At 72.9% G+C, this 21,665-nt stretch carries 22 protein-coding genes, 1 tRNA gene and 1 pseudogene; 9 read left to right on the forward strand and 15 right to left on the reverse strand.

The window, feature by feature from the left end:
- Nucleotides 1–99: 99 nt before the first annotated feature.
- The 4 genes from ACFY7E_RS20235 to ACFY7E_RS20250 all read right to left on the reverse strand — a co-directional run bounded on the left by ACFY7E_RS20235 (nt 100) and on the right by ACFY7E_RS20250 (nt 3,769).
- Entirely contained in the window at nt 100–291 is a 192-nt protein-coding gene (locus ACFY7E_RS20235; RefSeq protein WP_389486689.1) for a hypothetical protein, read from the reverse strand.
- 147 nt (nt 292–438) lie between these two features.
- Nucleotides 439–1,320, reverse strand: a complete 882-nt coding sequence (locus ACFY7E_RS20240; protein ID WP_383439880.1) for an SDR family oxidoreductase — start codon at nt 1,318–1,320, stop codon at nt 439–441.
- Nucleotides 1,317–2,246, reverse strand: a complete 930-nt coding sequence (locus tag ACFY7E_RS20245) for an alpha/beta fold hydrolase (protein WP_383439878.1) — start codon at nt 2,244–2,246, stop codon at nt 1,317–1,319. Before ACFY7E_RS20245 ends, ACFY7E_RS20240 begins: the two co-directional genes overlap by 4 nt.
- Nucleotides 2,243–3,769 carry a flavin-containing monooxygenase gene (locus ACFY7E_RS20250; protein ID WP_389486692.1) on the reverse strand — a complete coding sequence of 509 codons (1,527 nt, stop codon included), beginning with the start codon at nt 3,767–3,769 and terminating at the stop codon, nt 2,243–2,245. Before ACFY7E_RS20250 ends, ACFY7E_RS20245 begins: the two co-directional genes overlap by 4 nt.
- A gap of 231 nt (nt 3,770–4,000) precedes the next feature.
- On the opposite strand from ACFY7E_RS20250, the gene ACFY7E_RS20255 reads away from it, so the two are divergent.
- Nucleotides 4,001–4,657 (forward strand): MerR family transcriptional regulator, encoded by a 657-nt coding sequence (locus ACFY7E_RS20255; protein ID WP_389486912.1) that lies wholly within the window; start codon nt 4,001–4,003, stop codon nt 4,655–4,657.
- Nucleotides 4,658–4,667: 10 nt separating this feature from the next.
- Here ACFY7E_RS20255 and ACFY7E_RS20260 read toward each other — a convergent pair whose 3' ends face one another.
- Nucleotides 4,668–5,471, reverse strand: a complete 804-nt coding sequence (locus ACFY7E_RS20260) for an exodeoxyribonuclease III (RefSeq protein WP_389486694.1) — start codon at nt 5,469–5,471, stop codon at nt 4,668–4,670.
- 50 nt (nt 5,472–5,521) lie between these two features.
- Here ACFY7E_RS20260 and ACFY7E_RS20265 point away from each other — a divergent pair, with 50 nt between their 5' ends.
- Entirely contained in the window at nt 5,522–6,001 is a 480-nt protein-coding gene (locus ACFY7E_RS20265) for a GNAT family N-acetyltransferase (RefSeq protein WP_383439872.1), read from the forward strand.
- A gap of 12 nt (nt 6,002–6,013) precedes the next feature.
- A pseudogene (locus ACFY7E_RS20270) lies at nt 6,014–6,310 on the forward strand (DUF6461 domain-containing protein); the annotation flags it as partial.
- A 154-nt stretch (nt 6,311–6,464) separates the two neighbouring features.
- On the opposite strand, the gene ACFY7E_RS20275 reads toward ACFY7E_RS20270, so the two are convergent.
- The 8 genes from ACFY7E_RS20275 to galU form a co-directional block, all read right to left on the reverse strand.
- Nucleotides 6,465–6,538 (reverse strand) — tRNA-Ala (locus tag ACFY7E_RS20275).
- Between the two features lie 61 nt (nt 6,539–6,599).
- The gene (locus ACFY7E_RS20280; protein WP_389486696.1) at nt 6,600–7,091 is read right to left on the reverse strand and encodes a hypothetical protein; all 492 of its coding nucleotides are present in this window, start codon (nt 7,089–7,091) and stop codon (nt 6,600–6,602) included.
- A gap of 29 nt (nt 7,092–7,120) precedes the next feature.
- The gene (gene glpR / locus ACFY7E_RS20285) at nt 7,121–8,230 is read right to left on the reverse strand and encodes a gephyrin-like molybdotransferase receptor GlpR (protein ID WP_389486698.1); all 1,110 of its coding nucleotides are present in this window, start codon (nt 8,228–8,230) and stop codon (nt 7,121–7,123) included.
- A gap of 137 nt (nt 8,231–8,367) precedes the next feature.
- Entirely contained in the window at nt 8,368–8,979 is a 612-nt protein-coding gene (locus tag ACFY7E_RS20290; protein WP_389486700.1) for a GNAT family N-acetyltransferase, read from the reverse strand.
- Nucleotides 8,976–9,515 carry a molybdenum cofactor biosynthesis protein B gene (locus ACFY7E_RS20295; protein ID WP_389486914.1) on the reverse strand — a complete coding sequence of 180 codons (540 nt, stop codon included), beginning with the start codon at nt 9,513–9,515 and terminating at the stop codon, nt 8,976–8,978. Before ACFY7E_RS20295 ends, ACFY7E_RS20290 begins: the two co-directional genes overlap by 4 nt.
- Nucleotides 9,516–9,529: 14 nt before the next feature.
- Nucleotides 9,530–10,015, reverse strand: a complete 486-nt coding sequence (gene moaC / locus ACFY7E_RS20300; protein WP_383439863.1) for a cyclic pyranopterin monophosphate synthase MoaC — start codon at nt 10,013–10,015, stop codon at nt 9,530–9,532.
- 57 nt (nt 10,016–10,072) lie between these two features.
- Nucleotides 10,073–11,437, reverse strand: a complete 1,365-nt coding sequence (glp, locus tag ACFY7E_RS20305) for a gephyrin-like molybdotransferase Glp (protein WP_389486703.1) — start codon at nt 11,435–11,437, stop codon at nt 10,073–10,075.
- 3 nt (nt 11,438–11,440) lie between these two features.
- Nucleotides 11,441–12,352 carry a UTP--glucose-1-phosphate uridylyltransferase GalU gene (gene galU, locus ACFY7E_RS20310; RefSeq protein WP_383439859.1) on the reverse strand — a complete coding sequence of 304 codons (912 nt, stop codon included), beginning with the start codon at nt 12,350–12,352 and terminating at the stop codon, nt 11,441–11,443.
- 115 nt (nt 12,353–12,467) lie between these two features.
- On the opposite strand from galU, the gene ACFY7E_RS20315 reads away from it, so the two are divergent.
- Nucleotides 12,468–13,079 (forward strand): 5-formyltetrahydrofolate cyclo-ligase, encoded by a 612-nt coding sequence (locus tag ACFY7E_RS20315; protein WP_389486705.1) that lies wholly within the window; start codon nt 12,468–12,470, stop codon nt 13,077–13,079.
- Nucleotides 13,080–13,116: 37 nt separating this feature from the next.
- Here the strand turns inward: ACFY7E_RS20315 and ACFY7E_RS20320 are convergent, their stop codons facing one another.
- A complete protein-coding gene (locus ACFY7E_RS20320) occupies nt 13,117–15,912 on the reverse strand; it encodes a penicillin acylase family protein (RefSeq protein WP_389486707.1) in 2,796 nt (931 codons plus the stop codon).
- Nucleotides 15,913–16,172: 260 nt separating this feature from the next.
- On the opposite strand from ACFY7E_RS20320, the gene ACFY7E_RS20325 reads away from it, so the two are divergent.
- The 5 genes from ACFY7E_RS20325 to mscL all read left to right on the forward strand — a co-directional run bounded on the left by ACFY7E_RS20325 (nt 16,173) and on the right by mscL (nt 21,316).
- Nucleotides 16,173–17,705, forward strand: coding sequence for a potassium/proton antiporter (locus ACFY7E_RS20325; RefSeq protein WP_389486709.1), 1,533 nt, complete (start codon nt 16,173–16,175; stop codon nt 17,703–17,705).
- A 425-nt stretch (nt 17,706–18,130) separates the two neighbouring features.
- Nucleotides 18,131–19,357: an MFS transporter gene (locus ACFY7E_RS20330; RefSeq protein WP_389486916.1), complete on the forward strand. Its 1,227-nt coding sequence runs from the start codon at nt 18,131–18,133 to the stop codon at nt 19,355–19,357.
- A gap of 68 nt (nt 19,358–19,425) precedes the next feature.
- Nucleotides 19,426–19,773: an FmdB family zinc ribbon protein gene (locus ACFY7E_RS20335; RefSeq protein ID WP_389486711.1), complete on the forward strand. Its 348-nt coding sequence runs from the start codon at nt 19,426–19,428 to the stop codon at nt 19,771–19,773.
- Nucleotides 19,774–20,089: 316 nt separating this feature from the next.
- Nucleotides 20,090–20,647, forward strand: coding sequence for a hypothetical protein (locus ACFY7E_RS20340; protein ID WP_389486713.1), 558 nt, complete (start codon nt 20,090–20,092; stop codon nt 20,645–20,647).
- Nucleotides 20,648–20,719: 72 nt separating this feature from the next.
- Complete coding sequence (gene mscL, locus ACFY7E_RS20345) at nt 20,720–21,316, forward strand: large conductance mechanosensitive channel protein MscL (protein ID WP_389486715.1); 597 nt, start codon at nt 20,720–20,722, stop codon at nt 21,314–21,316.
- A gap of 19 nt (nt 21,317–21,335) precedes the next feature.
- Here the strand turns inward: mscL and ACFY7E_RS20350 are convergent, their stop codons facing one another.
- Nucleotides 21,336–21,557: a hypothetical protein gene (locus tag ACFY7E_RS20350; RefSeq protein ID WP_389486717.1), complete on the reverse strand. Its 222-nt coding sequence runs from the start codon at nt 21,555–21,557 to the stop codon at nt 21,336–21,338.
- Nucleotides 21,558–21,665 lie beyond the last annotated feature (108 nt).

Raw genomic sequence — 21,665 nt, forward strand, 5'->3', positions numbered from 1 at the left:
CTCGCGGGCGGGCGCGCGGAGGGGGGCGGTGTGCGCGGGCGGACGCGCGGAAGGGCGCACCCGGCGTACCGGGTGCGCCCTCCGCGTGGAACAGCCTGGTCAGGCCTGGCGGTTACGGGCCTGCTCGGCGCGGTCCTGCACCTGTCGGCGGGGGTCGCGCGCCTCGTCACCGGAGCGCTCGCGGCCCTGGGAGGCGCGCTCGGACGCCTCGTCCTTGGCCTTGCCCATGGCCTCGTTGGCCTGGTTCTTGAGCTGCTCGGCCTTGCCCTTGAACTGGTCCTTCATACCCATCGAAGTTCACTCCTAGCGAGGTGGGGGGACGTCGTGTCCCCGGCCTCGATCAGCCTCGCACGAGCGGACATTCCACGCATTTCGATCAGTCACGGACAGTGAGGTCCGGGGGTCGGCCCTTCTCCGAAGCCGCCCCCGGACCTCCGCTCAGACCCGCTCCGTCCGCTCCTGCTCGTCGGCCGCGCCGCCCGCGCCCACGAGCCCCCGGGAGACCGACCCGAGGCGCGGCTCGAAGCGCTTCATCTCGCGCTGCCCCACGGTCGCGATCACCCCGGGCAGGTAGCCGCGGATCGACTGCATCCCGCGCAGCCACCACTGGGCGTAGACGTGCGGCGCGCGCCGCTCGATGCCCGCCACGATCCGGTCGACGGCCGGGCCGAGGGGGTACGTGCGGTTCGACGGCCACGGCAGCCGCTGCCGCAGCTCGCGCATGACGTCGTCCTGGTCGGCGCCCCGCACCATGTCCGTGTCGGTCCAGGAGAGGTAGCCGACGCCGACCTTCACGCCCTTGTACGCGACCTCGGCGCGCAGACTGTGCGCGAAGGCCTCGACGCCCGACTTGGAGGCGCAGTACGCCGTCATCATCGGGGCCGGGGTGATCGCGGCGAGCGAGGCGATCTGGAGGAAGTACCCGCGGGACTCCATGAGGACGGGCAGGAACGCCCGGCCGGTCACGGCGCCGCCGATCAGGTTGACCTCGATGACCCGCCGCCAGGCGACCGGGTCGGAGTCGACGAACGGACCGCCCGAGGCGACACCGGCGTTGGCGACGACGATGTCGACCTTCCCGAACCGCTCCTTCACCTCGGCCGCGACCCGGGCCATCGCCTCGTGGTCGGTGACGTCGGCGTGCCACCAGTCGGCCTCGGTGTGCAGGCGCCCGGCGACCTCCTTGAGCTGCTCCGGCTCCAGGCCGACGAGCGCGATCTTCGCGCCGCGCGCGGAGAGCTTGCGGGCGAGGAGTTCGCCGACGCCGCGGGCCCCTCCGGTGACGACCGCGACCTGTCCTTCGAGACTCACCCTGCTCATGCGTCCTCCTTCACGTTCGTCACGTTCGCGGTGTCCTTCACGCCCAGGTACGTGAGGGTCAGTTCGCGGATCTGCGCGGTGACGGCCTCGGGGGCCTCCACCGGGGTCATGTGGCCCATGCCGGGCAGCTCGACGAAGGCCGTGCAGTGCGGCAGCGCCTCCGCGAGGGCGCGGGAGTGGACGGCCGGGGTGAGCCGGTCGGCGGTGCCGACGAGCACGGCGACCGGCAGCCGCAGCGCCCGCACGTCCCGTTCGAGGTCGAGTCCGGCCAGGACCTGCGACCAGCCGTGGCGCGGGACGCGCGGGCAGGCGTGCACGATCCGGGCGCAGGCGTCGACCTTCTCGGGGGCCGACCCCGGCCCCATGGTGGCGTACTTGAGGATCCGCTTCGAGACGGCGTTGACCGGCCCGAGCGGCGCCTTGGAGCCGAGGACGGCGGCGGTCAGCCGGGTGCGCAGCCCGCTCGGGCCGAGCGGCACGACGGTGGCCTCGGCGGTCAGCCGCGAGGGGCCGGTGGAGCAGAGCAGGACGGCGGCGGCGTGGTCGCGCAGCCGGTGGCGCTCGGCGGCGGCCATGATCGTCATGCCGCCCATGGAGTGGCCGGCGAGGACCGCGCGTTCGCCGGTGGCGAGGGTGGCGGAGAGCACCGCCTCCAGGTCGTCGGCGAGCGCGGTCGTGGAGTAGCCGCCGGGGCCGGGGGCCGGGGAACGGCCGTGGCCGCGCTGGTCGTAGGCGATGACCCGGTGGTCGGTGGCGAGCGCCCGGATCTGTTCGGCCCAGAAGGCGATGGAGCAGGTCCAGCCGTGGGCCAGGACGACGGCGGGGGCGCCCTCGGGGCCGTACACCTCGACGTGGATCCGGGATCCGTCGGCGGAGGTGACGGTGAGTTCGCGGGCCCCGGGAATCGGGGTCAGGTGCCGGCTCACTGGGCGGTCTCCTTCGTGCGCGGGGGACGGGACGTGGTGGTGGACGCCGTGCGGGGCGCGCGGAGCACCTCGTACTCGGAGAGGTCGACCTGCCGGGTCTCGCGCCGGAACTCGCCGGTGGTGCCCGGCCAGAGGGTGGTGTTGCGGCCGTTGGCGTCGAGGTACCAGCTGTCGCAGCCGCCGGACTTCCAGACGGTCCGCTCCATGCGGGTCTGGACCTTGCGGTTCCAGGCGTGGACGGCGGAGGGCCGGGCGGCGAGGGCGGCGCGCCCGCCGAGGACGTTCAACTGGCGCAGGTAGTCGGCCAGGTAGTTCAGCTGGGACTCGATCATCAGGATCATCGAGGAGTTCCCGAGGCCGGTGTTGGGGCCGATGATCGTCATCCAGTTGGGGAAGCCGGCGGCGGTGGCGCCGCGCAGCGACTCCATGCCGTCCTTCCAGGCGTCGGCGAGCGAGTGCCCGTCGGCGCCGAAGACGCGCTCGGCGATCGGCATGTCGGTGACGTGGAAGCCGGTGCCGAAGACGATCGCGTCGACCTCGGTCTCGCTCCCGTCGGCGCCGACCAGGGTCGAGCCGCGGACCTCGCGCAGACCGGAGGCGACGACGTCGACGTTGGGCTGCGCGACCGCCGGGTAGTACGTGTTCGACAGCAGGATGCGCTTGCAGCCGATGCGGTACGAGGGGGTCAGCTTGGCCCGCAGCGCCGGGTCCTTGACCGCCCTGGCGATGTTGGCCTTCGCCAGCTTCTCGACGAGGCCCAGCTCGCCGGGGTGCTTGGTGAAGGCGCCGACCTGGAGCTCGCGGATGCCCCAGAGCAGGCCGCGGCGCAGGGTGGCGGTGAAGGGCAGGGCCCGGTGCAGCCGGCGCTCGGCCCCGGTGATGTTCCGGTCCATGCGGGGCATGACCCACGGGGGCGTGCGCTGGAAGAGCGTGAGGCTGCGGACCTGCGGCTGGATCGCGGGCACGATCTGGATGGCGGAGGCCCCGGTGCCGATCATGGCGACGCGTTTGCCGGTGAGGTCGTAGTCGTGGTCCCAGCGGGCCGAGTGGAAGACCTTGCCGGGGAAGCCGTCGAGCCCCGGGACGTCGGGGATCCTGGGGTCGGAGAGCGGGCCGGTCGCGGAGACGACGACCTCGGCGCTGAAGGACCCGGAGGAGGTCTCGATCTCCCACCGCAGCGCGTCGGCGTCCCACTCCATCCGCAGCACCTCGTGGTTCAGGCGCAGGTGGGGCCGGATCCCGAAGGTGTCGGTGACGTGCTCCAGGTAGGCGCGGATGTGCCGCTGCCCGGAGAAGGTGCGGGGCCAGTCCGGGTTGGGCGCGAAGGAGAAGGAGTAGAGGTGGGAGGGGACGTCGCAGGCGCAGCCGGGGTAGCTGTTGTCGCGCCAGGTGCCGCCCACGGAGTCGGCCCGCTCCAGGACCACGAAGTCGGTGATCCCCTCGCGGCGCAGCCGGACGGCGGCCCCCAGGCCGCCGAATCCCGATCCGATCACCGCCACCCGTACGTGCTCGTGCTTCGCCATGCCGCCTCCCGTGCGCCCGGCCCGATTCCGCCAGCAATCACTGGCATGGTGGGGACTGTAGAGCAGCTCCATACCGAGCGGTAGGGGTACGACGAGGGAAAGTTACCGGCGGTACAACATAGGCTGGCGGACGTGGCAGAAGGATCGGGTCCCGGGACGGGCGAGCGCACGGCGGGCACGGGCGGTGCGGCGGGCGGAGGCTCGGGCGGTGCGGCGGGCGCGCACGCCGCCGTGCCCCCGGCGGAGGGCGGCGTGCGCGAGTACCGCGTGGAGGAGCTGGCGGCGGCGGCCGGCATCACCGTGCGCACCCTGCGCTTCTACCGCGAGCGCGGCCTGATCCCGCCGCCCCGCCGCGAGGGCCGGATCGCCTGGTACGACGAGCAGCACCTGGCCCGGCTGCGGACCATCGCCGCCCTCCTGGAGCGCGGCCACACCCTCAACGGCATCGCCGACCTCACCACCGCCTTCGAGAGCGGCCGGAACGTCCGCGAGGTCCTCGCCATCGACGCCCCCGGCGAGGAGGAGCCGGTCCGGCTGACCCCCGAGGAACTGGCGGACCACTTCGCGGGCGAGGTCACGCCCGAGAACCTGGCCGCCGCCCTCGACCTCGGCTACCTCGCCACCGACGGCGAGGAGATCGTCCACATCAGCCGCCGGCTGCTCGACGTCTCCGCCGCCCTCGTCCGCGAGGGCGTGCCGCTCGCGGAGGTCCTCAAGGCGGGGTCCCGGGTCCGCGAGCACGCCGAGGCGCTCGCGGATCTCTTCACCGAGCTGCTCCGCGCCCACGCGGCCGAGGAGGACCTGTGGCGGCTGCGCCCGCTCGCCAAGAGCGTGGTGGAGGCGGAGCTGTCGATGGCCCTGGACCGCCGCCTGCGCGACGAGCCCTGAGCCCCGGCCCCTACAGCTCGTAGACGGCGGTGACGGGCGCGTGGTCGCTCCACCGCTCGTCGTGGGTGGCGGCCCGCTCGACGTACGCCTTCACGGCCCGGGCGGCGAGCCCCGGCGTGGCGATCTGGTAGTCGATCCGCCAGCCGCTGTCGTTGTCGAAGGCGCGCCCGCGGTAGGACCACCAGGAGTAGGGCCCCTCCTGGCCGGGGTGGAGCCCGCGCACGACGTCCACGTACCCGCCGTCCTCCGCGTCGAGGACCCGGCTCAGCCACTGCCTCTCGTCGGGCAGGAAGCCGGCCTTCTTCTGGTTGGCCTTCCAGTTCTTGAGGTCGGCCTCGCGGTGGGCGATGTTCCAGTCGCCGCAGACGACGACCTCCCGCCCCTCGGCGGCGGCCCGGACGCGGAGGTCCTTCAGATACGGCAGGAACTCGCCCATGAAGCGGTACTTCTCGTCCTGCCGCTCGGTGCCGACCTCGCCGGAGGGCAGGTAGAGGCTGGCGACGGTCACGCCGGGCAGGTCGGCCTCGACGTACCGGCCGCTGTCGGCGAACTCCAGGCACCCGAACCCGACGCGGACCGCTTCCGGCTCGCGCCGGGTGTAGAGGGAGACGCCGGCCCGCCCCTTGGCGGCGGCGGGGGCGTGCACGGCGAACCAGCCCTCGGGCGCCCGCACCTCCGGGGGCAGCTGCGCCTCCTCGGCGCGCACCTCCTGGAGGCAGAGGACGTCGGCGGAGGTCCCGGCCAGCCACTCGACGAAGCCCTTCCTGGCGGCGGCGCGGAGTCCATTGACATTGGCGGTCGTGACAGTGAGCATCCCGGGAGAATACAGACACCCGCCACCCGCACACACGTACGATGAACCGCATGAACATCCGTCCCACCCCCTACGACCACCCCGACGCCGTCAAGCTCAACGACGAGGTCCAGGCGGAGTACGCCGTCCGCTACGGCGACGAGGGCGACGTCACCCCGCTGGACGCCGGCATGTTCGTCCCGCCCCGCGGCCTCTACCTGCTCGCCTACCACCCCGAGGGCCACCCCCTCGCCACCGGCGGCTGGCGCACCCAGGACGCCAACGACCAGGGGTACGCGGACGGCGACGCCGAGCTCAAGCGCATGTACGTGATCCCCGAGGCCCGCGGCCTGGGCCTGGCCCGCCGCATCCTCGCGGCCCTCGAAGCCGACGCCCGCACCGCGGGCCGCACCCGCATGGTCCTGGAGACGGGCACCGCCCAGCCGGAGGCCATCGCCCTCTACACCTCCAGCGGCTACGCCCCGTGCGTCAAGTTCGGCCACTACCGCGACTACGAGAACAGCCGCTGCTACGCGAAGGCGCTGGTCTGATCCGCCGGGGCGAGCCGGGTCTCGCACTTCGTCGACATCAACGGCGTCGGCACGTTCCTCCGGGCGGAGGACCGGGTCCTGCGCCCGTGCTTCGACCCCGTGTTCCCGGAGGACCGCTGGGGCACAGCGCCCGACGGACTCCTCGACGTCATGCGACGGATCGGCTTCCGCTTCGACGACGACGATCCGGAGAGGGATCTGTCCTCACCCGCGGCGTTCGCCCCGGCCGAGCACCTGACCGGCGTCGCCCTCACCCCCGCACTGCTCCAGGACACGACGTTCACCTGCGCCACCGTACGGATCCGCTGACCGCCGCCCCCGGTGGACGGCAGACGTGGCGGTTCCAGCTGCCCCAGGTCGCGACCGGGTGTACATGCCCCCGAAACGACGAAGATCCCGCCCGATCTTGCGATCGGACGGGATCTCGTCAACGCTCCTGAGCTGACTCAAGAACAGTCGTCTGTGGACCTGTGGGGATTTGAACCCCAGACCCCCTCGATGCGAACGAGGTGCGCTACCAGACTGCGCCACAGGCCCTTGCGACGTGTGAAACATTAGCACCCCGATCGGCGAGAACAAAAATCGCTTCCGCCGCAGGTCAGCCGAGGGCGTCGGGGGCGGCCCCCCGGATCGCCCCGTCCCGGTGCCGCCACCGGATCTCGGTCAGGGCGTCCTCCGCCTGCCGGCGGATCTCGGGGTGGGGGTGGTCGAGAAAACGTCTGGCGAGCGGTATCGCCGCCCTGTCGTGCGTGGAGCCGAGGGCCGACAGGACGTAGGTGAGGAGCGGGGGGTCGAAGCGGGCCGCCGCGGCGGCGAGCGGGGCCACCGGCGGGAGGGGGAGCACGTAGCGCGTGCCCGCCGTGCAGACCGCGTGCAGGGCGGACTCCAGGACCGTCCGGTCCTCGTCGTCGGACAGGGCGACCGCGGCCAGGCGTCCGACGGTCCGCTCGGCGTCCTCCCGGGGCAGGAGGCCCGCCTCCAGGAGGTCGTTGATCTCGTCGAGGCGGAAGTCCCGGTGGGGCGTGGCCGGGTCCTCGAATTCCCGCCAGGCCTTCTCGATCCGGGCCGTCGGGTGCTCGTGTCCGTCCATGGGCGGGAGCGTAGGGCCCGCCCGCCGGGTCACTCGTTGGCGGCCCGGGGGCGGTCGTCGTCCGCGTACTGGTCGAAGAGGGGGGTGCGGCCCTGGTCGCGGTCGCGGCGCGGGCCGGCGGGGCGCCGGCGGGGGGCCGGGGCGGGGGTCGGGTCGGCCGCCGTGGAGGAGCGGGCCGCGCTCCAGGTCTCCGGGTCCGTGATGTCGACGCCGCTCGACGCGCGCGGGGCGACCGGCGCGGTGACGTACGTGGGGAGCGGGACCGGGACCGGGTCCCAGCTGTCGCCGCGGGCCGGGCCGCGCTCGCGCTGCTGGTCCACCCACTCCGCGTGGTCGGTCTGTTCGACCAGGGCGCGCCGGTCGGCCTCCTGCGGGGAGACCGCGGAGGCCGTCGCGGGCGCCGGGTCGGCCTCCGGTTCGGGCGTGGGGACGGGGCGGCGGCTCTCGCGCAGCCGGGCGGCCGCCGCCTCGGCGCGGCGCCGGTCCATCACGTACACGAAGCGGCGCCGCTCCTGGATCCGCAGGTGGACGATGTACGCGCTGAGGAGCAGGGCGGGGGCGGCCGGCGCCCACAGGAAGGCGACGCCGCCGACGGCCGCGACGACCGCGCCGAGGGTGAAGGCGAGGAAGAGGACGATCGTGGTGCGGCGGCGGCGGGCGAGGGCCTTGCCGCGGCGGGCGCGCTCGGCGGCGCCCGGGGCGGAACGGGCCGGGGCGGACGCGGGTTCGGACGCACGGTCCGGCTCGCGGTCAGGTCCGTGCTCCGGCGTGCGGTCCGAGTGGCGGTCCGGTGCGTGGTCCGGCGTGCGGTCGGGGTGGCGGTCCGGGAGCTCCAGGCGCGCCTCCGTCCTGGCCGCGGGCGCGGAGAAGGCCCGGACGTCGACCGAGCTGAGGTGCTCGGTCGCCGCGTCCGGGTCCACGTCGGGCGTCGGGCCCTGCGCCGTACGGTCCCGCTCCTTCAGCTCCTTGGCATAACGGCGTTCCATGCCCGCCCGTCCGGAAAGCAGCCGGATGGCGGTGCTGAAGCGTTCCGTCGGACGGGCTTCGTTCAGCTCGTCCTGCCTGCGGAGCCACATCGGTACCAAGTAGGCGGCCCAGGCCCCGACGATGACTGCGTAGATGAGGCCGCTGCTGCTCACGCTTCACACGGTAGAGGGGTTCGCGGGAGGGCATAGGCCAATTGGCCCGGTGTGTCGCACGATCTGGCTGATATCACTGAAATTTTTTGTGATTGTTCCGACCGATTGACCGTCAACTGGCGATTGAATTCGAACACTTATTTCATTCTGGTTCGACGCCAGCGTTTCAGCAGCCCTTCCGGCACCTCTTCCGCCGTGAGCGCGAACACCAGGTGGTCCCGCCACGCCCCATCGATGTGGAGGTAGCGGGGCCGCAGCCCCTCCTCGCGGAAGCCCAGCTTCTCCACGACCCGGCGCGAGGGCCCGTTCTCCGGGCGGATGCACACCTCCACGCGGTGCAGGCCGACCGTGCGGAAGCAGTGGTCCACGGCGAGCGCGACCGCCGTCGGCATCACCCCGCGCCCGGCCACCGCGCCGTCCACCCAGTAGCCCACGTGGCCCGAGCACATCGAGCCCCAGGTGATCCCGGCCACCGTCAACTGGCCGGCCAGCCGCCCCTGGTACTCGATCACGAAGGGAAGCATCCGGCCCGCGTTCGCCTCAGCCCGCAGGTGGCGCACCATCTGACGGTAGGTCGGGCGCTGGGCGGCCGGGGCGCCCGGGGGCGGCGGCGGGACCGTCGCCTCCCAGGGCCGCAGCCACTCGCGGTTGCGCCGGTTCACCTCGCGCCAGACCGCGTGGTCCCGCATCCTTATCGGTCGCAGGACCACCTCGCCGTCGACGAGGACCGCGGGCCAGGACGGGATCACGACGGCCGCGGATGATCGCCGCCGCGGATCTGGTCGACGGCGTGCCTCAGGAGCGGCTCCAGGACGGCCAGGCCGTCCCGCACCCCGCCCGTCGAGCCCGGCAGGTTCACGATCAGGGTGCGGCCCGCGACCCCGGCGAGGCCCCGGGAGAGCGCCGCCGTCGGCACCTTCTCCCGGCCGTACGCGCGGACGGCCTCCGGGATGCCGGGGATCTCCCGCTCCAGGACCCGGCGGGTCGCCTCGGGGGTCAGGTCGGTGGGCGAGATGCCCGTGCCGCCGGTGGTGACCACCAGGTCGTACCCGGCGGCCACGGCCGCCCGGAGCGCCGCCTCGACGGGCTCCCCGTCCGGGACGACCTGCGGGCCCTCCACCGCGAACCGCAGGGCGGTCAGGGCCTCGGCGATCAGCGGGCCGCCCTTGTCCTCGTACACCCCGGCCGCCGCCCGGTTGGAGGCGGTGACGACCAGGGCCGAGTAGGCGTCCGCCGGGGTCTCCGCGGGCGCGGCGGGCTCCGGGTGCTCGTGGGTCCCCGCCACCCGTCCGGCGCGCGTCACGACTCGCCCCGCGTCCAGCGGCCCGACTTGCCGCCCGTCTTCTCCTCCACCCGCACGTCGGAGATGACCGCGCCCTTGTCGACCGCCTTCACCATGTCGACGACCGTCAGGGCCGCCACCGAGACCGCCGTCAGGGCCTCCATCTCGACGCCCGTCCGGTCCGTGGTCTTCACCGTCGCCAGGATCTCGACCGCGTCGTCCGCGACGGACAGGTCGAGGGTGACGCCCGAGACGGCCAGCGGGTGGCAGAGCGGGATGAGGTCCGGGGTCCTCTTCGCGCCCATGATCCCGGCGATCCGGGCGGTCGCGAGCGCGTCGCCCTTCGGGACGCCCTCGCCGCGCAGCAGCTCGATCACGCGCGGCGAGACGAGGACCCGTCCGCTGGCGCGCGCCGTGCGGGCCGTGACGTCCTTCGCGGAGACGTCGACCATGCGGGCCGCCCCCGCCTCGTCGATGTGGGTGAGACCTTGCTGCGTGCTCATCGCCGTGACACTCCCGGTCGCTGTGTGGGACGACACCGTACCCCCACCCTCGCCCCCTCAGCCGAGGAGGACCACTTCCAGCTCGGCGCCCGGGGCCACGCTCTCCGTCTCCTCCGGGACCACGAGCAGGCAGTCCGCGTGCGCGAGGGCCGCGATCAGGTGGGAGCCGGCACCGCCCACGGGAGTGACGGCGCCGGTCTCCCGGTCGTACACCCCGCGCAGGAACTGGCGGCGGCCCGCCGGGGACCTCAGGGGGGCGTCCGCGTCGAGGACCGCCCGCACCCGGGGGCGGTGCAGGTCCTCCACGCCCATCAGGGCGCGGATCGCGGGGCGGACGAACAGCTCGAAGGAGACGTACGAGGAGACCGGATTGCCCGGCAGGGCGAGCAGCGGGATCCGCTCGGCGCCGATCGCGCCGAAGCCCTGCGGCTTGCCCGGCTGCATGGCCAGCCTGCGGAAGTCGACCTCGCCGTCGGCGGTCAGCGCCTCCTTCACCACGTCGTACGCGCCGACGCTCACCCCGCCCGTGGTCACGATCAGGTCCGCCCGGATGAGCTGGTCCTCGATGGTGGAGCGCAGCGACTCGGCGTCGTCGGCGACGGCCCCCACCCGGTAGGCGAGGGCTCCGGCGTCCCGCGCGGCGGCGGCGAGCGCGAAGCTGTTGGAGTCGTGGATCTGCCCCGGGCCCAGCTGCTCGCCCGGCTGGACCAGCTCGCTGCCGGTGGAGAGGACGACGACCCGGGGGCGGGGCCGCACCCGGACCGTGCCGCGCCCGATCGCGGCGAGCAGCCCGATCTGCGGCGGCCCGAGGACCGTGCCGGCCGCCAGGGCGAGCTCGCCCGCGCGGACGTCGCTGCCCCGCGCGCGCACGTGGGCGCGGGCCTCGGCGGCGCGGTGCACCCGGACCTCGCCGGCCGCGCCCTCGGGGTCGGCGCTCGCGGCGCTCATGCCGGTGGCCGCTCCCCCGCCCGTACCGCCGTCGGTCCACTCGACGGGGACGACGGCCTCGGCGCCGGGCGGCAGCGGGGCGCCGGTCATGATCCGGGCGGCCTGGCCGGGGCCGACCTCGGGCAGGCCGTCCGCGCCGGCCGCGACGTCGCCGATCACCGTGAGGACGGCGGGGAACTCCTCGGTGGCCCCGGCGACGTCGGCGACCCGGACCGCGTACCCGTCCATGGAGCTGTTGTCGAAGGGGGGCAGCGCGACGGGCACCGTCACGTCCTCGACGAGGACGCAGCCCTGGGCGTCGAGGAGTTGCAGCTCGATGGGTTCGAGCGGGCTCACGGACGCGAGGACGTCGGCCAGGTGCTCGTCGACCGTCCACAGGTCGCGGGCCGGGCCCGCGCAGGGGTCGGGCGCGCCCTTCTCCCGGTCCGCGTCGTGGTCGTCGTGGGACGGCGACGGTGCCGTGCTGCTGCTCAAGGCCTACATCTCCTCGCTGACGTATCTCCGGAGCCAGGCCCGGAAGTCCGGTCCCAGATCTTCACGTTCGCACGCGAGTCTGACAATGGCACGCAGGTAGTCCCCGCGGTCGCCGGTGTCATAGCGGCGTCCCTTGAACACGACGCCGTGGACCGGGCCGCCGATCTTCTCGTCCGAGGCGAGCTTCTGCAGGGCGTCGGTGAGCTGGATCTCCCCGCCGCGGCCCGGCTCGGTCTCCCGCAGCGTGCCGAAGACGGCCGGGTCCAGGACGTAGCGGCCGATGATCGCGTAACTGCTGGGCGCCTCGCCCGGTTCGGGCTTCTCGACCAGGTCCGTCACCTTGACGACGTCCCCGTCGGCGGTGGCCTCGACCGCCGCGCAGCCGTACAGGTGGATCTGCGAGGGCTCGACCTCCATCAGGGCGATCACGCTGCCGCCCTCCCGCTCCTGGACCTCCACCATCCGCGCGAGGAGCGGGTCGCGCGGGTCGATCAGGTCGTCGCCGAGGAGCACCGCGAAGGGCTGGTCGCCGACGTGCGGCGCGGCGCACAGGACGGCGTGTCCGAGGCCGCGCGGGGCGCCCTGGCGCACGTAGTGCATGGTGGCCAGGTCGCTGGACTCCTGGACCCGGGAGAGGCGCTCGTCGTCGCCCTTCCGGCTCAGGGTCTCCTCCAGCTCGTAGTTCCGGTCGAAGTGGTCCTCCAGGGGACGCTTGTTCCGGCCGGTGATCATCAGGACGTCGGAGAGGCCGGCCGCGACGGCCTCCTCGACGACGTACTGGATGGCCGGCTTGTCGACGACCGGCAGCATCTCCTTCGGCGTCGCCTTGGTCGCCGGGAGGAAGCGGGTGCCGAGGCCGGCGGCCGGGATGACGGCCTTGCTGATCCGGCCGAGCCTGGGAGGGGACTGAGTCATACGGTGCACCTTAACGGCTCGGAAACCGCGTGGAATGAGAGGAAGATGTGGTTCGGATTAACTTCCTCCGCATAAAGGCAGTTACAAGAGTTTCGCGAATGCACAGGGGGCCCTCATGACGTCGGAGATGTCCGAAAAGACCGTGCTGCGCAGCCGACTTCTGGGCGCACGTGCCGCGCTGACACCCGAATTCCTCGTGGAATCGGCGGAGTCCTTCGCCCGGCAGGGGGCGGAGCTGGCCGAGCTGGCCGGGGCGTCCACCGTCGCCGCGTACGTGTCCGTGGGCCGCGAGCCGGGCACGCGCGCGTTGCTCGACGCGCTCCACGCGCGCGGGGTGCGGGTCCTGCTGCCGGTGCTGCTCCCGGACAACGACCTGGACTGGGCCGCGTACGAGGGCCCGGACCGGCTCGCGCGGGCGGGCCGGGGGCTGCTCGAACCGGTCGGGCCCCGGCTCGGCCCGGAGGCGGTGTGCGCGGCGGACGCCGTGCTGCTGCCGGGACTCGCGGTGGACGCGCGCGGGATGCGGCTCGGGCGGGGCGGCGGCTCGTACGACCGGGTCCTCGCCCGGCTCGTGCGGACCGGCCGTGACCCGGCCCTGGTGGTCCTCCTCTACGCGGACGAGGTGGTCGTGCGGGTCCCGGAGGAACCGCACGACCACCCCGTGCACGCGGTGGTGACCCCGGAGGCCGTGATCCGCTTCCGGGCGGCCCCCGCGCCCACGGCCTGAGGACCGGCGTGCCCCTGCGGTCCGGCGGCCCCCGCGCCTACGGCTTGAGGACCAGCGTGTCCTTCGTCGCCGCGTCGACCGCCGCCCCGCCGTAGGCCCAGTCGTACAGCCCGCCCTTCGCCCACGTGTCCGTCTGGTCGGTGTAGTGCGTGTGGAAGGCGTGGCCGGAGGCGCCGGTCAGGTTGACCCACCGGGACTTGTCCCAGTCGCCGACGTTGGCGACCATCCGCATCGACGGGACCCAGATGACCTCGTAGCCGCCGGCCGCGTTCCAGCCGGTGGCGTCGACGGCCGCCTCGCCGCCGCCCAGGTTCCACGGGCCGCGGTTGAGGAGCTGCTGCACGACGCCGGGGCCGGCGGTGCCGAGGGTCTGGTTCTTCAGGGTCAGCTGGTGCAGCCGGCCCCAGCTCCAGGTGGAGACGTCCTTGCCGAGCTTGGCGGTCAGCTCCCAGCGCGCGTCCTTCATGGCGCGGGCGAGCAGCTGGTCACGGGTCTCGGTGGCCTGGTCGGTGCGGGTGCCGGGGGTGGTCCACCACTCGCTCTTCTCCTGCTTGAGGAGCGGGCGGACGACCTCGTACCAGCGGTCGCCGCCGTCCGGCTGCGCCGAGTCGGGGTCGCGCTGGCCGCACTCGCGGACGAGCTTGTTCTGCTCGTCGACCGGGCCGGTGGCGTCGGCCGGGCGCACGTTGACGCAGTCGCCCTCGGCGCGCACCTCCTTGGGCAGCTTGTCGCCGAAGCCGAGCTTGAGGACGTTGCGCCAGACCGCGTTGAAGTAGGCGGCGGCGGCCGAGTCGGGCTCCTGGGTGTAGTCCCAGCCCTCCAGGAGCTTCTGCGCCTCGCGGACGTGCGGATCGGCGATGTCGATCTTGAGCAGGAGCGGGTTGAGCAGGGTCGCGATCTCGCTGCGGTTGTCCGTCTGCATGGTCTGCATGTCGTCCGGCGAGATCTTGCCGCCGTCCTTGATCTTCGACTCGATGAGGTCGTTGATCCGCTGGCTGCGCGAGCCGTAGCCCCAGTCCTCGGTGAGCAGCTCGGAGTACTTCTCCGGGTCGATCACGGCCTGGTTGGCGGTGACGATGTAGCCGCGCTCCGGGTTCAGCTCGTAGGGCAGCCGCTCGAAGGGGATGTAGCCCTTCCACTTGTACTTCGAGTCCCAGCCGGGCGCCGGGAGGGTTCCGTCGCCGGTGGCGCGCTGCGGGATCCTGCCCGGCGACTGGTAGCCGATGCTGCCCTCGGTGTCGGCGTAGATCAGGTTCTGGGAGGGGACCTCGAAGTCCTTGGCGGCGGCCCGGAAGGAGTCGAAGTCCTTGGCGCGGTCGAGGGCGAAGATCGCGTCCATCGACTTGCCCGGCTGGAGGGCGGTCCACTGGAGGGAGACGCCGTAGCCGGTGCCCCGGTCGGGGGCGGCGTTGCCGACGGGGGCCTTCTGGCCGACCGTCTCCAGCTCGGCGGAGCGGTCGGAGACCAGCGGACCGTGCTCGGTGGAGCGGACGGTGATCTTCCGGTCGGCGCCGCCGGCGACCTTGATGGTCTCCTCGCGGGTGGTGAAGGGCTTGACCTTGCCGTCGACCAGGTAGCCGTCGGGGCCGATCTTCTCCAGGTAGAGGTCGGTGACGTCGGCGCCGAGGTTGGTGAGGCCCCAGGCGATCCTGTCGTTGTGTCCGATGATCACACCGGGCATGCCGGAGAAGGTGTAGCCCGAGACGTCGTAGCGGCAGGTGGCCGAGACCGAGCGGCAGTGCAGGCCCATCTGGTACCAGAGGGACGGCAGCTGCGGCGCGAGGTGCGGGTCGTTGGCGAGCAGCGGCTTGCCGGAGGTCGTGTACTTCCCGGCGACGACCCAGGAGTTCGAGCCGATGCCGTTGCCGTTGGGGCCGAGCAGGGCCGGGACGTTGTCGAGGACCTCGGAGAGGGCGCCGAGCTGGGACGCCATGCCCTGGGCGGAGTCGCCGGATCCGGTGCCCGAGCCGGTGGAGCCCTCGGAGCCGGTGGAACCGCCGGAGCTTCCCGAGCCGTCGGAGCCGGTGCCCGAACCGTCGCCCTCGCCCTCGTCCCCGCCCTTGCCCTCGGGGTCGAACTTCCCGGTGGAGTCGTCCACCTTCCCGCCGTCCAGGATCGGCTGGTGGAGCGCGTACGGGTACTCCGGGTAGAGCTGCTCGATCTGCGCCGGGGTCAGCCGGCTGGTGAGCAGCGAGCGGTCGATCTCGTCCTGCATGTTGCCGCGCAGGTCCCAGGCCATGGCCTTCAGCCAGGCCACCGAGTCGACCGGGGTCCACGGCTCGATCGCGTAGTCGTTGGTGAGGGCCAGGGCCGCGTACTCGACGGAGACGTCACCCGGCTCCCGGTCCTTCAGGTAGGCGTTCACGCCCTCCGCGTACGCCTGGAGGTACTTCTTGGTCTCCGCCGACAGGACCTTGTCGTACTCCTCCTGCGCGACCCGGCGCCAGCCGAGCGTGCGCAGGAAGGAGTCCGTCTCGACCTGGCCCTCGCCGAACATCTCGGAGAGCCGGCCCGCGGTCACGTGCCGGCGGACGTCCATCTCGTAGAACCGGTCCTGCGCCTGGACGTAGCCCTGCGCGCGGAAGAGGTCCGTCTCGTTGTCGGCGTAGATCTGCGGGACCCCCTGGGCGTCCCGCTTCACCTCCACCTGACCCGAGAGGCTGTCGAGGCGGATCTCGCCGGTCGTCTGCGGGAACGAGCCCCGGACGGTGCTGACACCCCAGTAACCGCCGGCCCCGACGCCCGCGACCAGCACGAGGACCAGGAGGACGAGGAGCAGGCGGGCACGCCGCCCTTTCTTCTTGGCGGGGGGCGCGGACGTGTTGGAGGGCATCGCTGTCCTTCGAGGGGCAGGGTGGTCCTGGAGTACGGGAGCCACCTTAGGCGCAGCGTCCGGAGGGCTCGGACGCGGTGTCAGGAAGAGAACCGTACTGGTGAGCGGGTGAGCCACCGGGAAGGCGTCAAGAAAACGTTAAAGATTAGGTAAGGTAACGAAGTGTCGTCCGCTGGAGGAACGATCCAGCCGCATATGAGGGGAAGGACCGGCCACTGACTGTCCACCAGCTCAACGAACTCCTGCTCGTCAGCTCGCTCGTGCTGCTGATCGCCGTGGCGGCCGTACGGATCTCCTCCCGGAGCGGCCTCCCCAGCCTCCTGCTGTACCTGGGGATCGGCGTCGCCATCGGGCAGGACGGCATCGGCAACATCGCCTTCGACAACGCCGAACTGACGCAGGTCATCGGCTACGCGGCCCTCGTCGTGATCCTCGCCGAGGGCGGCCTCGGCACGAAGTGGAAGGAGGTCAGGCCCGCCCTCCCGGCCGCCGCCGTCCTCTCCACCGTCGGCGTCGCGGTCAGCGTCGGGGTCACCGCCGCCGGTGCGCACTACCTCGTCGGCCTGGAATGGCGGCAGGCCCTGATCATCGGCGCCGTCGTCTCCTCCACCGACGCCGCCGCGGTCTTCTCCGTGCTGCGCAAGGTGCCCCTGCCCTCGCGGGTCACCGGCGTCCTGGAGGCCGAGTCCGGCTTCAACGACGCCCCCGTCGTCATCCTCGTCGTCGCCTTCTCGACCGCCGGACCGATCGACCACTGGTACGTGCTCCTCGGCGAGATCGCCCTGGAACTGGCCATCGGCGCGGCCGTCGGCATCGCGGTCGGCTTCCTCGGCGCCTACGGGCTGCGGCACGTCGCCCTGCCCGCCTCCGGCCTCTACCCGATCGCCGTCATGGCCATCGCCGTCGTCGCGTACGCCGCCGGCGCCCTGGCCCACGGCTCCGGCTTCCTCGCCGTCTACCTGGCCTCGATGATCCTCGGCAACGCCAAGCTGCCGCACGCGCCCGCGAACCGCGGCTTCGCCGAGGGGCTCGGCTGGATCGCGCAGATCGGCATGTTCGTCCTGCTCGGCCTGCTCGTCACCCCGCACGACCTCGTCAACGACTTCTGGCCCGCCGTCGTCATCGGCCTGGTCCTGACCATGGTCGCGCGGCCCATGGAGATCCTGGTCAGCCTGTTGCCCTTCCGCATCCCCTGGCAGGAGCAGGCCCTCATGTCCTGGGCCGGCCTGCGCGGAGCCGTCCCCATCATCCTGGCCACCATCCCGATGGTGTCGAAGGTCGAGGGCAGCGAGCGGATCTTCAACATCGTCTTCGTCCTGGTCGTCGTCTACACCCTCATCCAGGGGCCGACGCTGCCCTGGCTGGCGAAGGCGCTCAAGCTGGGCGCCTCCACGGACGCCTCCGACCTCGGCGTCGAGTCCGCCCCCCTGGAGCGGCTGCGCGGCCACCTGCTCTCCGTCGCCATCCCGGACGGCTCCCGGATGCACGGCGTGGAGGTCGCCGAGCTGCGCCTCCCGGCCGGCGCCGCGGTCACCCTCGTCGTACGGGACGAGAAGAGCTTCGTACCGGGGCCCGCGACCGTCCTGCGGCACGGCGACGAACTCCTGGTCGTCGCCACCGACCCGGTGCGGGACGCCACCGAGCGGCGCCTGCGGGCGGTCGGCCAGGGCGGCAAGCTCGCCGGCTGGCTCGGCACGGGAGGCGGCTCGACGGCGCTCGGGCCGCCGACGGGCACGGAGACGCGGTTCCACCGGGCCGGAGCCGGCCACCGGCAGAAGAAGACCGCCGACTGAGACGTGGCGCACACACGATCCCCGTGATCGCAGGAATCGATTGAGGGGAGGGAGCGTTTCCCAGGCGGGAGGATGCTCCTTCCCTGTACCATGAAGGCACACCTGATCGAACCAACTCTGCCTGATGCAGAGCTGGCGCGACCGTATGGCGGCCGTGGCGCCCCTCCGCAGTGGGGCCGGCCCGGTATCTACCGCAGTTCCGCGCATGAGGACAGCTCTCGGCGACACCCGCACCACCGTGCACGGGGGCGCTACCAGGCGGCGGAAAGGCAAGGACCGTGGTGTCCACGGTCAACACGGGCACGGTCGACACGGACGAGATCCGCGCGAACGAGCGTCCCGGCACGGGCGAGCGACCCGAGGGGGGCGGGCGTCCCGGCACGGGCAAGCCGTCCGAGGGGGGCGGGCGTCCCGGTTACGGACAGCTGTTGCGCACTCCCGGCGCGCTGTCCTTCCTGCTCCCCGGGTTCGCCGCCCGGCAGCCCTTCGCGATGCTGACCATCGGCATCGTCCTGCTCGTCCAGCACACCACCGGCTCCTTCGGCAGCGCCGGCGCGGTCGCCGCCGCCACCGGCGTCTCCATGGCGCTCTTCGCGCCGCAGAGCGGCAAGCTCGCCGACCGCTTCGGCCAGCGTGCCGTCCTGGTCCCCGGCGTCCTCGTCCACACCGCGTCCGTCTCGCTGCTCGTGGCCCTCGCCCTGGCCGGCGCCCCGCTCTGGGCGCTGTTCCTGGCGGCCGTGCCCGCCGGCGCCTCCGTGCCGCAGGTCGGGCCGATGGTCCGGGCCCGCTGGGCGGCCAAGCTGGACCGGACGCCGCTGATGCCGACGGCCGCGGCCTTCGAGTCCGTCACCGACGAGTTCACCTTCGTCGTCGGACCCGTCCTCGCCACCGCCCTGTGCACCGGCGTCCACCCGGCCGCCGGTCTGATCGCCGAGGCCGGCCTCACCCTCGTCGGCGGCCTGTTCTTCGCCGCGCAGCGCGCCACCCAGCCCGCGTACGGCCTGACCGCCGCCCACGCCGCCGAGCCCCACCGCTCGGCGCTCTCCGTGCCCGGCGTCCGCGTCCTGATCGTCGCCTTCCTCGGCATCGGCTCCGTCTTCGGCGGCATGCAGGTCTCCCTCACCGCCTTCAGCGAGGAGATCGGCAACCCGGGCGTCAACGGCCTGCTGTACGGGGTCTTCGCCGCCGGCAACATGCTCGCGGGCATCGCCATGGGCGCCGTCGCCTGGAAGACCGGCCCCCTCCGCCGCCTGTTCCTGGGCTACGCGGGCCTCACCGTCGCCGCGTCCCTGCTGTGGTCCGCGCACTCGGTGCTGCTCCTCGGCGCCCTGGGCCTGGTCGTGGGCCTGTGCATCGCCCCCGCCCTGATCACCGGTTACACCCTCGTCGAGGCCCTGATCCCGGCCTCGGCCCGCACGGAGGCCTTCACCTGGCTCACCGGCGCGGTCGCGCTCGGCCAGGCGGCGGCCGTCACGGTCGCCGGCCGCCTCGCCGACGCGCACGGCGCGAGCACCGGATTCCTGGTGCCGATGGCGGGCACGGTCCTGGCCCTGACCACGCTGGTGCTGCTGCGATCGCGGCTGAAGCCCCGCGAGGCGGGCCGGGTCGCGGCGCGTGGTGTCGGTCACCGCGTGCCGGTGACGGTGGACTGAGACGGGGGAATGCGTCACTATGGATCGTCGTTAGCACTCGATGAGTGTGAGTGCCAGGAGGAAGTCAAGTGCCGACCTACCAGTACCAGTGCACCGAGTGCGGCGAAGGCCTCGAGGCGGTGCAGAAGTTCACCGATGACGCGCTGACCGAGTGCCCCAGCTGCAAGGGCCGCCTGAAGAAGGTGTTCTCGGCCGTCGGCATCGTCTTCAAGGGATCCGGCTTCTACCGGAACGACAGCCGCGGCTCGTCGTCCAGCAGCTCGCCGGCGTCGTCCGCGTCGAAGTCCTCGACGTCTTCGTCCTCGTCGGGTTCGTCGGACGCGAAGCCGACCGCCTCGGCCGCGTCGTCGTCCTCTTCGTCGTCTTCTTCCTCCTCCTCGGCGTCCTCGTCGAGCACCGGAAGCTCGGCCGCCTGACCTCTGTTCTTCTCCGAGGGCCCCGTCGCGTGCGACGGGGCCCTCGGGCATGTCCGGAGGCCTCAGGCGTGTCCGGGGGTCTCCGGCGTGTCCGAGTGCTTCGGGCGTGTCCGGGGGCCTCGGACGTGTCCGAGTGCTTCGGGCGTGTCCGGGGGCCTCGGACGTGTCCGGAGCCCTTGAGGGCAGGTCCCCCGGTCGGGTGAGGGAGTTTTCCACAGGCGCCGGGTGATCCCCAGGCCGGAGCGGGACGGGGACGGGACGGGAAGAGTGGGAGCCGCTTCCCTTCCTCCCCTCCCACCAGGACAGGCGGTCTCCCGTGACGACCACGAACGACCCGCTCCTCGCCTCCCTCGCTCCCGTCTCCCCCGCCTCCGTGCCGGCGCCGTGCGCGGTGCCGCCCTTCGAGCCCGTACGGGTACGGGGCGCCCGACCGCGACTGCGCGGGGTGCTGCGCCGGGGGCGGCGGGTGCCGCTGGTGCTCCTGGCGCTGATGGCGGCGGCGCTCGCCGTGGCGGGGGCGGTCTCGGGCGGCGGGCCTTCTCCGGGGGGTACGAAGGCCGCCACCGCTGCTCCCGCACGCCCCGCGCCGGCCGTCCCCCTGGTGTCCGCTCCGGTGCGGATCGCCGACGCCGCGACCGTGCGGCTGCTGCGGCCCGGGGACCGGGTCGACGTGATCGCCGCGCCCCACGGGTCCCCGGGCGGTGGGGGTGAGGCCCGGGTGGTCGCGTCGGGCGCCCGGGTCGCCGAGGTCCCGCGGGCGGACGGGGAGCACCCGGACGCGGGGGCGCTCGTCGTCCTCTCCGTGCCCCGGGCGACGGCCGCGGTCCTGGCGGGTGCCGGTGTCACGTCCCACCTGGCGGTGACGCTGTGTTGATTCGCACGCACAGGCTGTCAAGTAACCGTCCCGTGTGTACGGATTGGACGCCCTCGCGCCGTGCCCGGCGTAATGGCACGGCACGCAGCACGAGTGACGGAGACGAAAGGCACCTCGGTGGCGAAGAAGGAAACCGTGCTGGGAGGCTTCAAGGCCTTCCTGATGCGCGGCAATGTGATCGACCTGGCGGTGGCGGTCGTCATCGGCGCCGCGTTCACGAACATCGTGAACTCGGTGGTCAAGGGCATCATCAACCCGATCGTGGGCGCCTTCGGCACGAAGGACCTGGAGAGCTACTCGTCCTGCATCAAGGGCACCTGCGAAGTGGTGGACGGCGAGGTGCAGGGCATCCAGCTCCAGTGGGGCCTGGTCCTCAGCGCGGTGCTGAGCTTCCTGATCACCGCGGCCGTCGTCTACTTCCTGATGGTCCTGCCGATGGCGAAGATCCTCGCGAAGCGCGCCGCGCACGACAGGGCGAAGGAGGGCGTCCAGGAGACGATGGAGGTCAGCGAGCTGGAGGTGCTCAAGGAGATCCGCGACCACCTGGTCGCCCAGCGCGGCCCCTCGGCGGGGACGGGCACGGGAACGGGTCCTGTTTCGGGTCCCGGATCCGGTCCGGGCTCCGGTCCGGGTTCCGGCGGTGGCACGGGGGCACACCCCACCTCCTGACCGGCGTCGTACGCCGGGTTCAGAGGTGGTGCGGCGGCTTCTCGTCGAGGAAGCGCGCGAGGTCGGCGGCGCTGTCGCCACCGGTAGGAGGCCGCTCGCCCCACCCGCGGTCCGTGTCGTCCGCGGACCGGCGGTCCAGCGGATCGTCGAAGACGATGACCGGCCGGGGCCTGCCTTCGGGGCGGGCGGGCGTGCCGGGTCGCTCCGTGTCTCGCGGGCCGTGGGCGGGGGCGGTGCTCATCCCCTCAGGGTACGCCCGCCGCCCCGCTCCGCGCCTGCCCGTTCCGCGCCCGTCCGCCGCGCGGGCTCCTGATCAGCGGATTCCCGCGCAGTGGACTTACGCACAGTG

The organism is Streptomyces sp. NPDC012825 (assembly GCF_042900925.1).
In the GTDB taxonomy this organism is placed as follows: Bacteria; Actinomycetota; Actinomycetes; order Streptomycetales; family Streptomycetaceae; genus Streptomyces.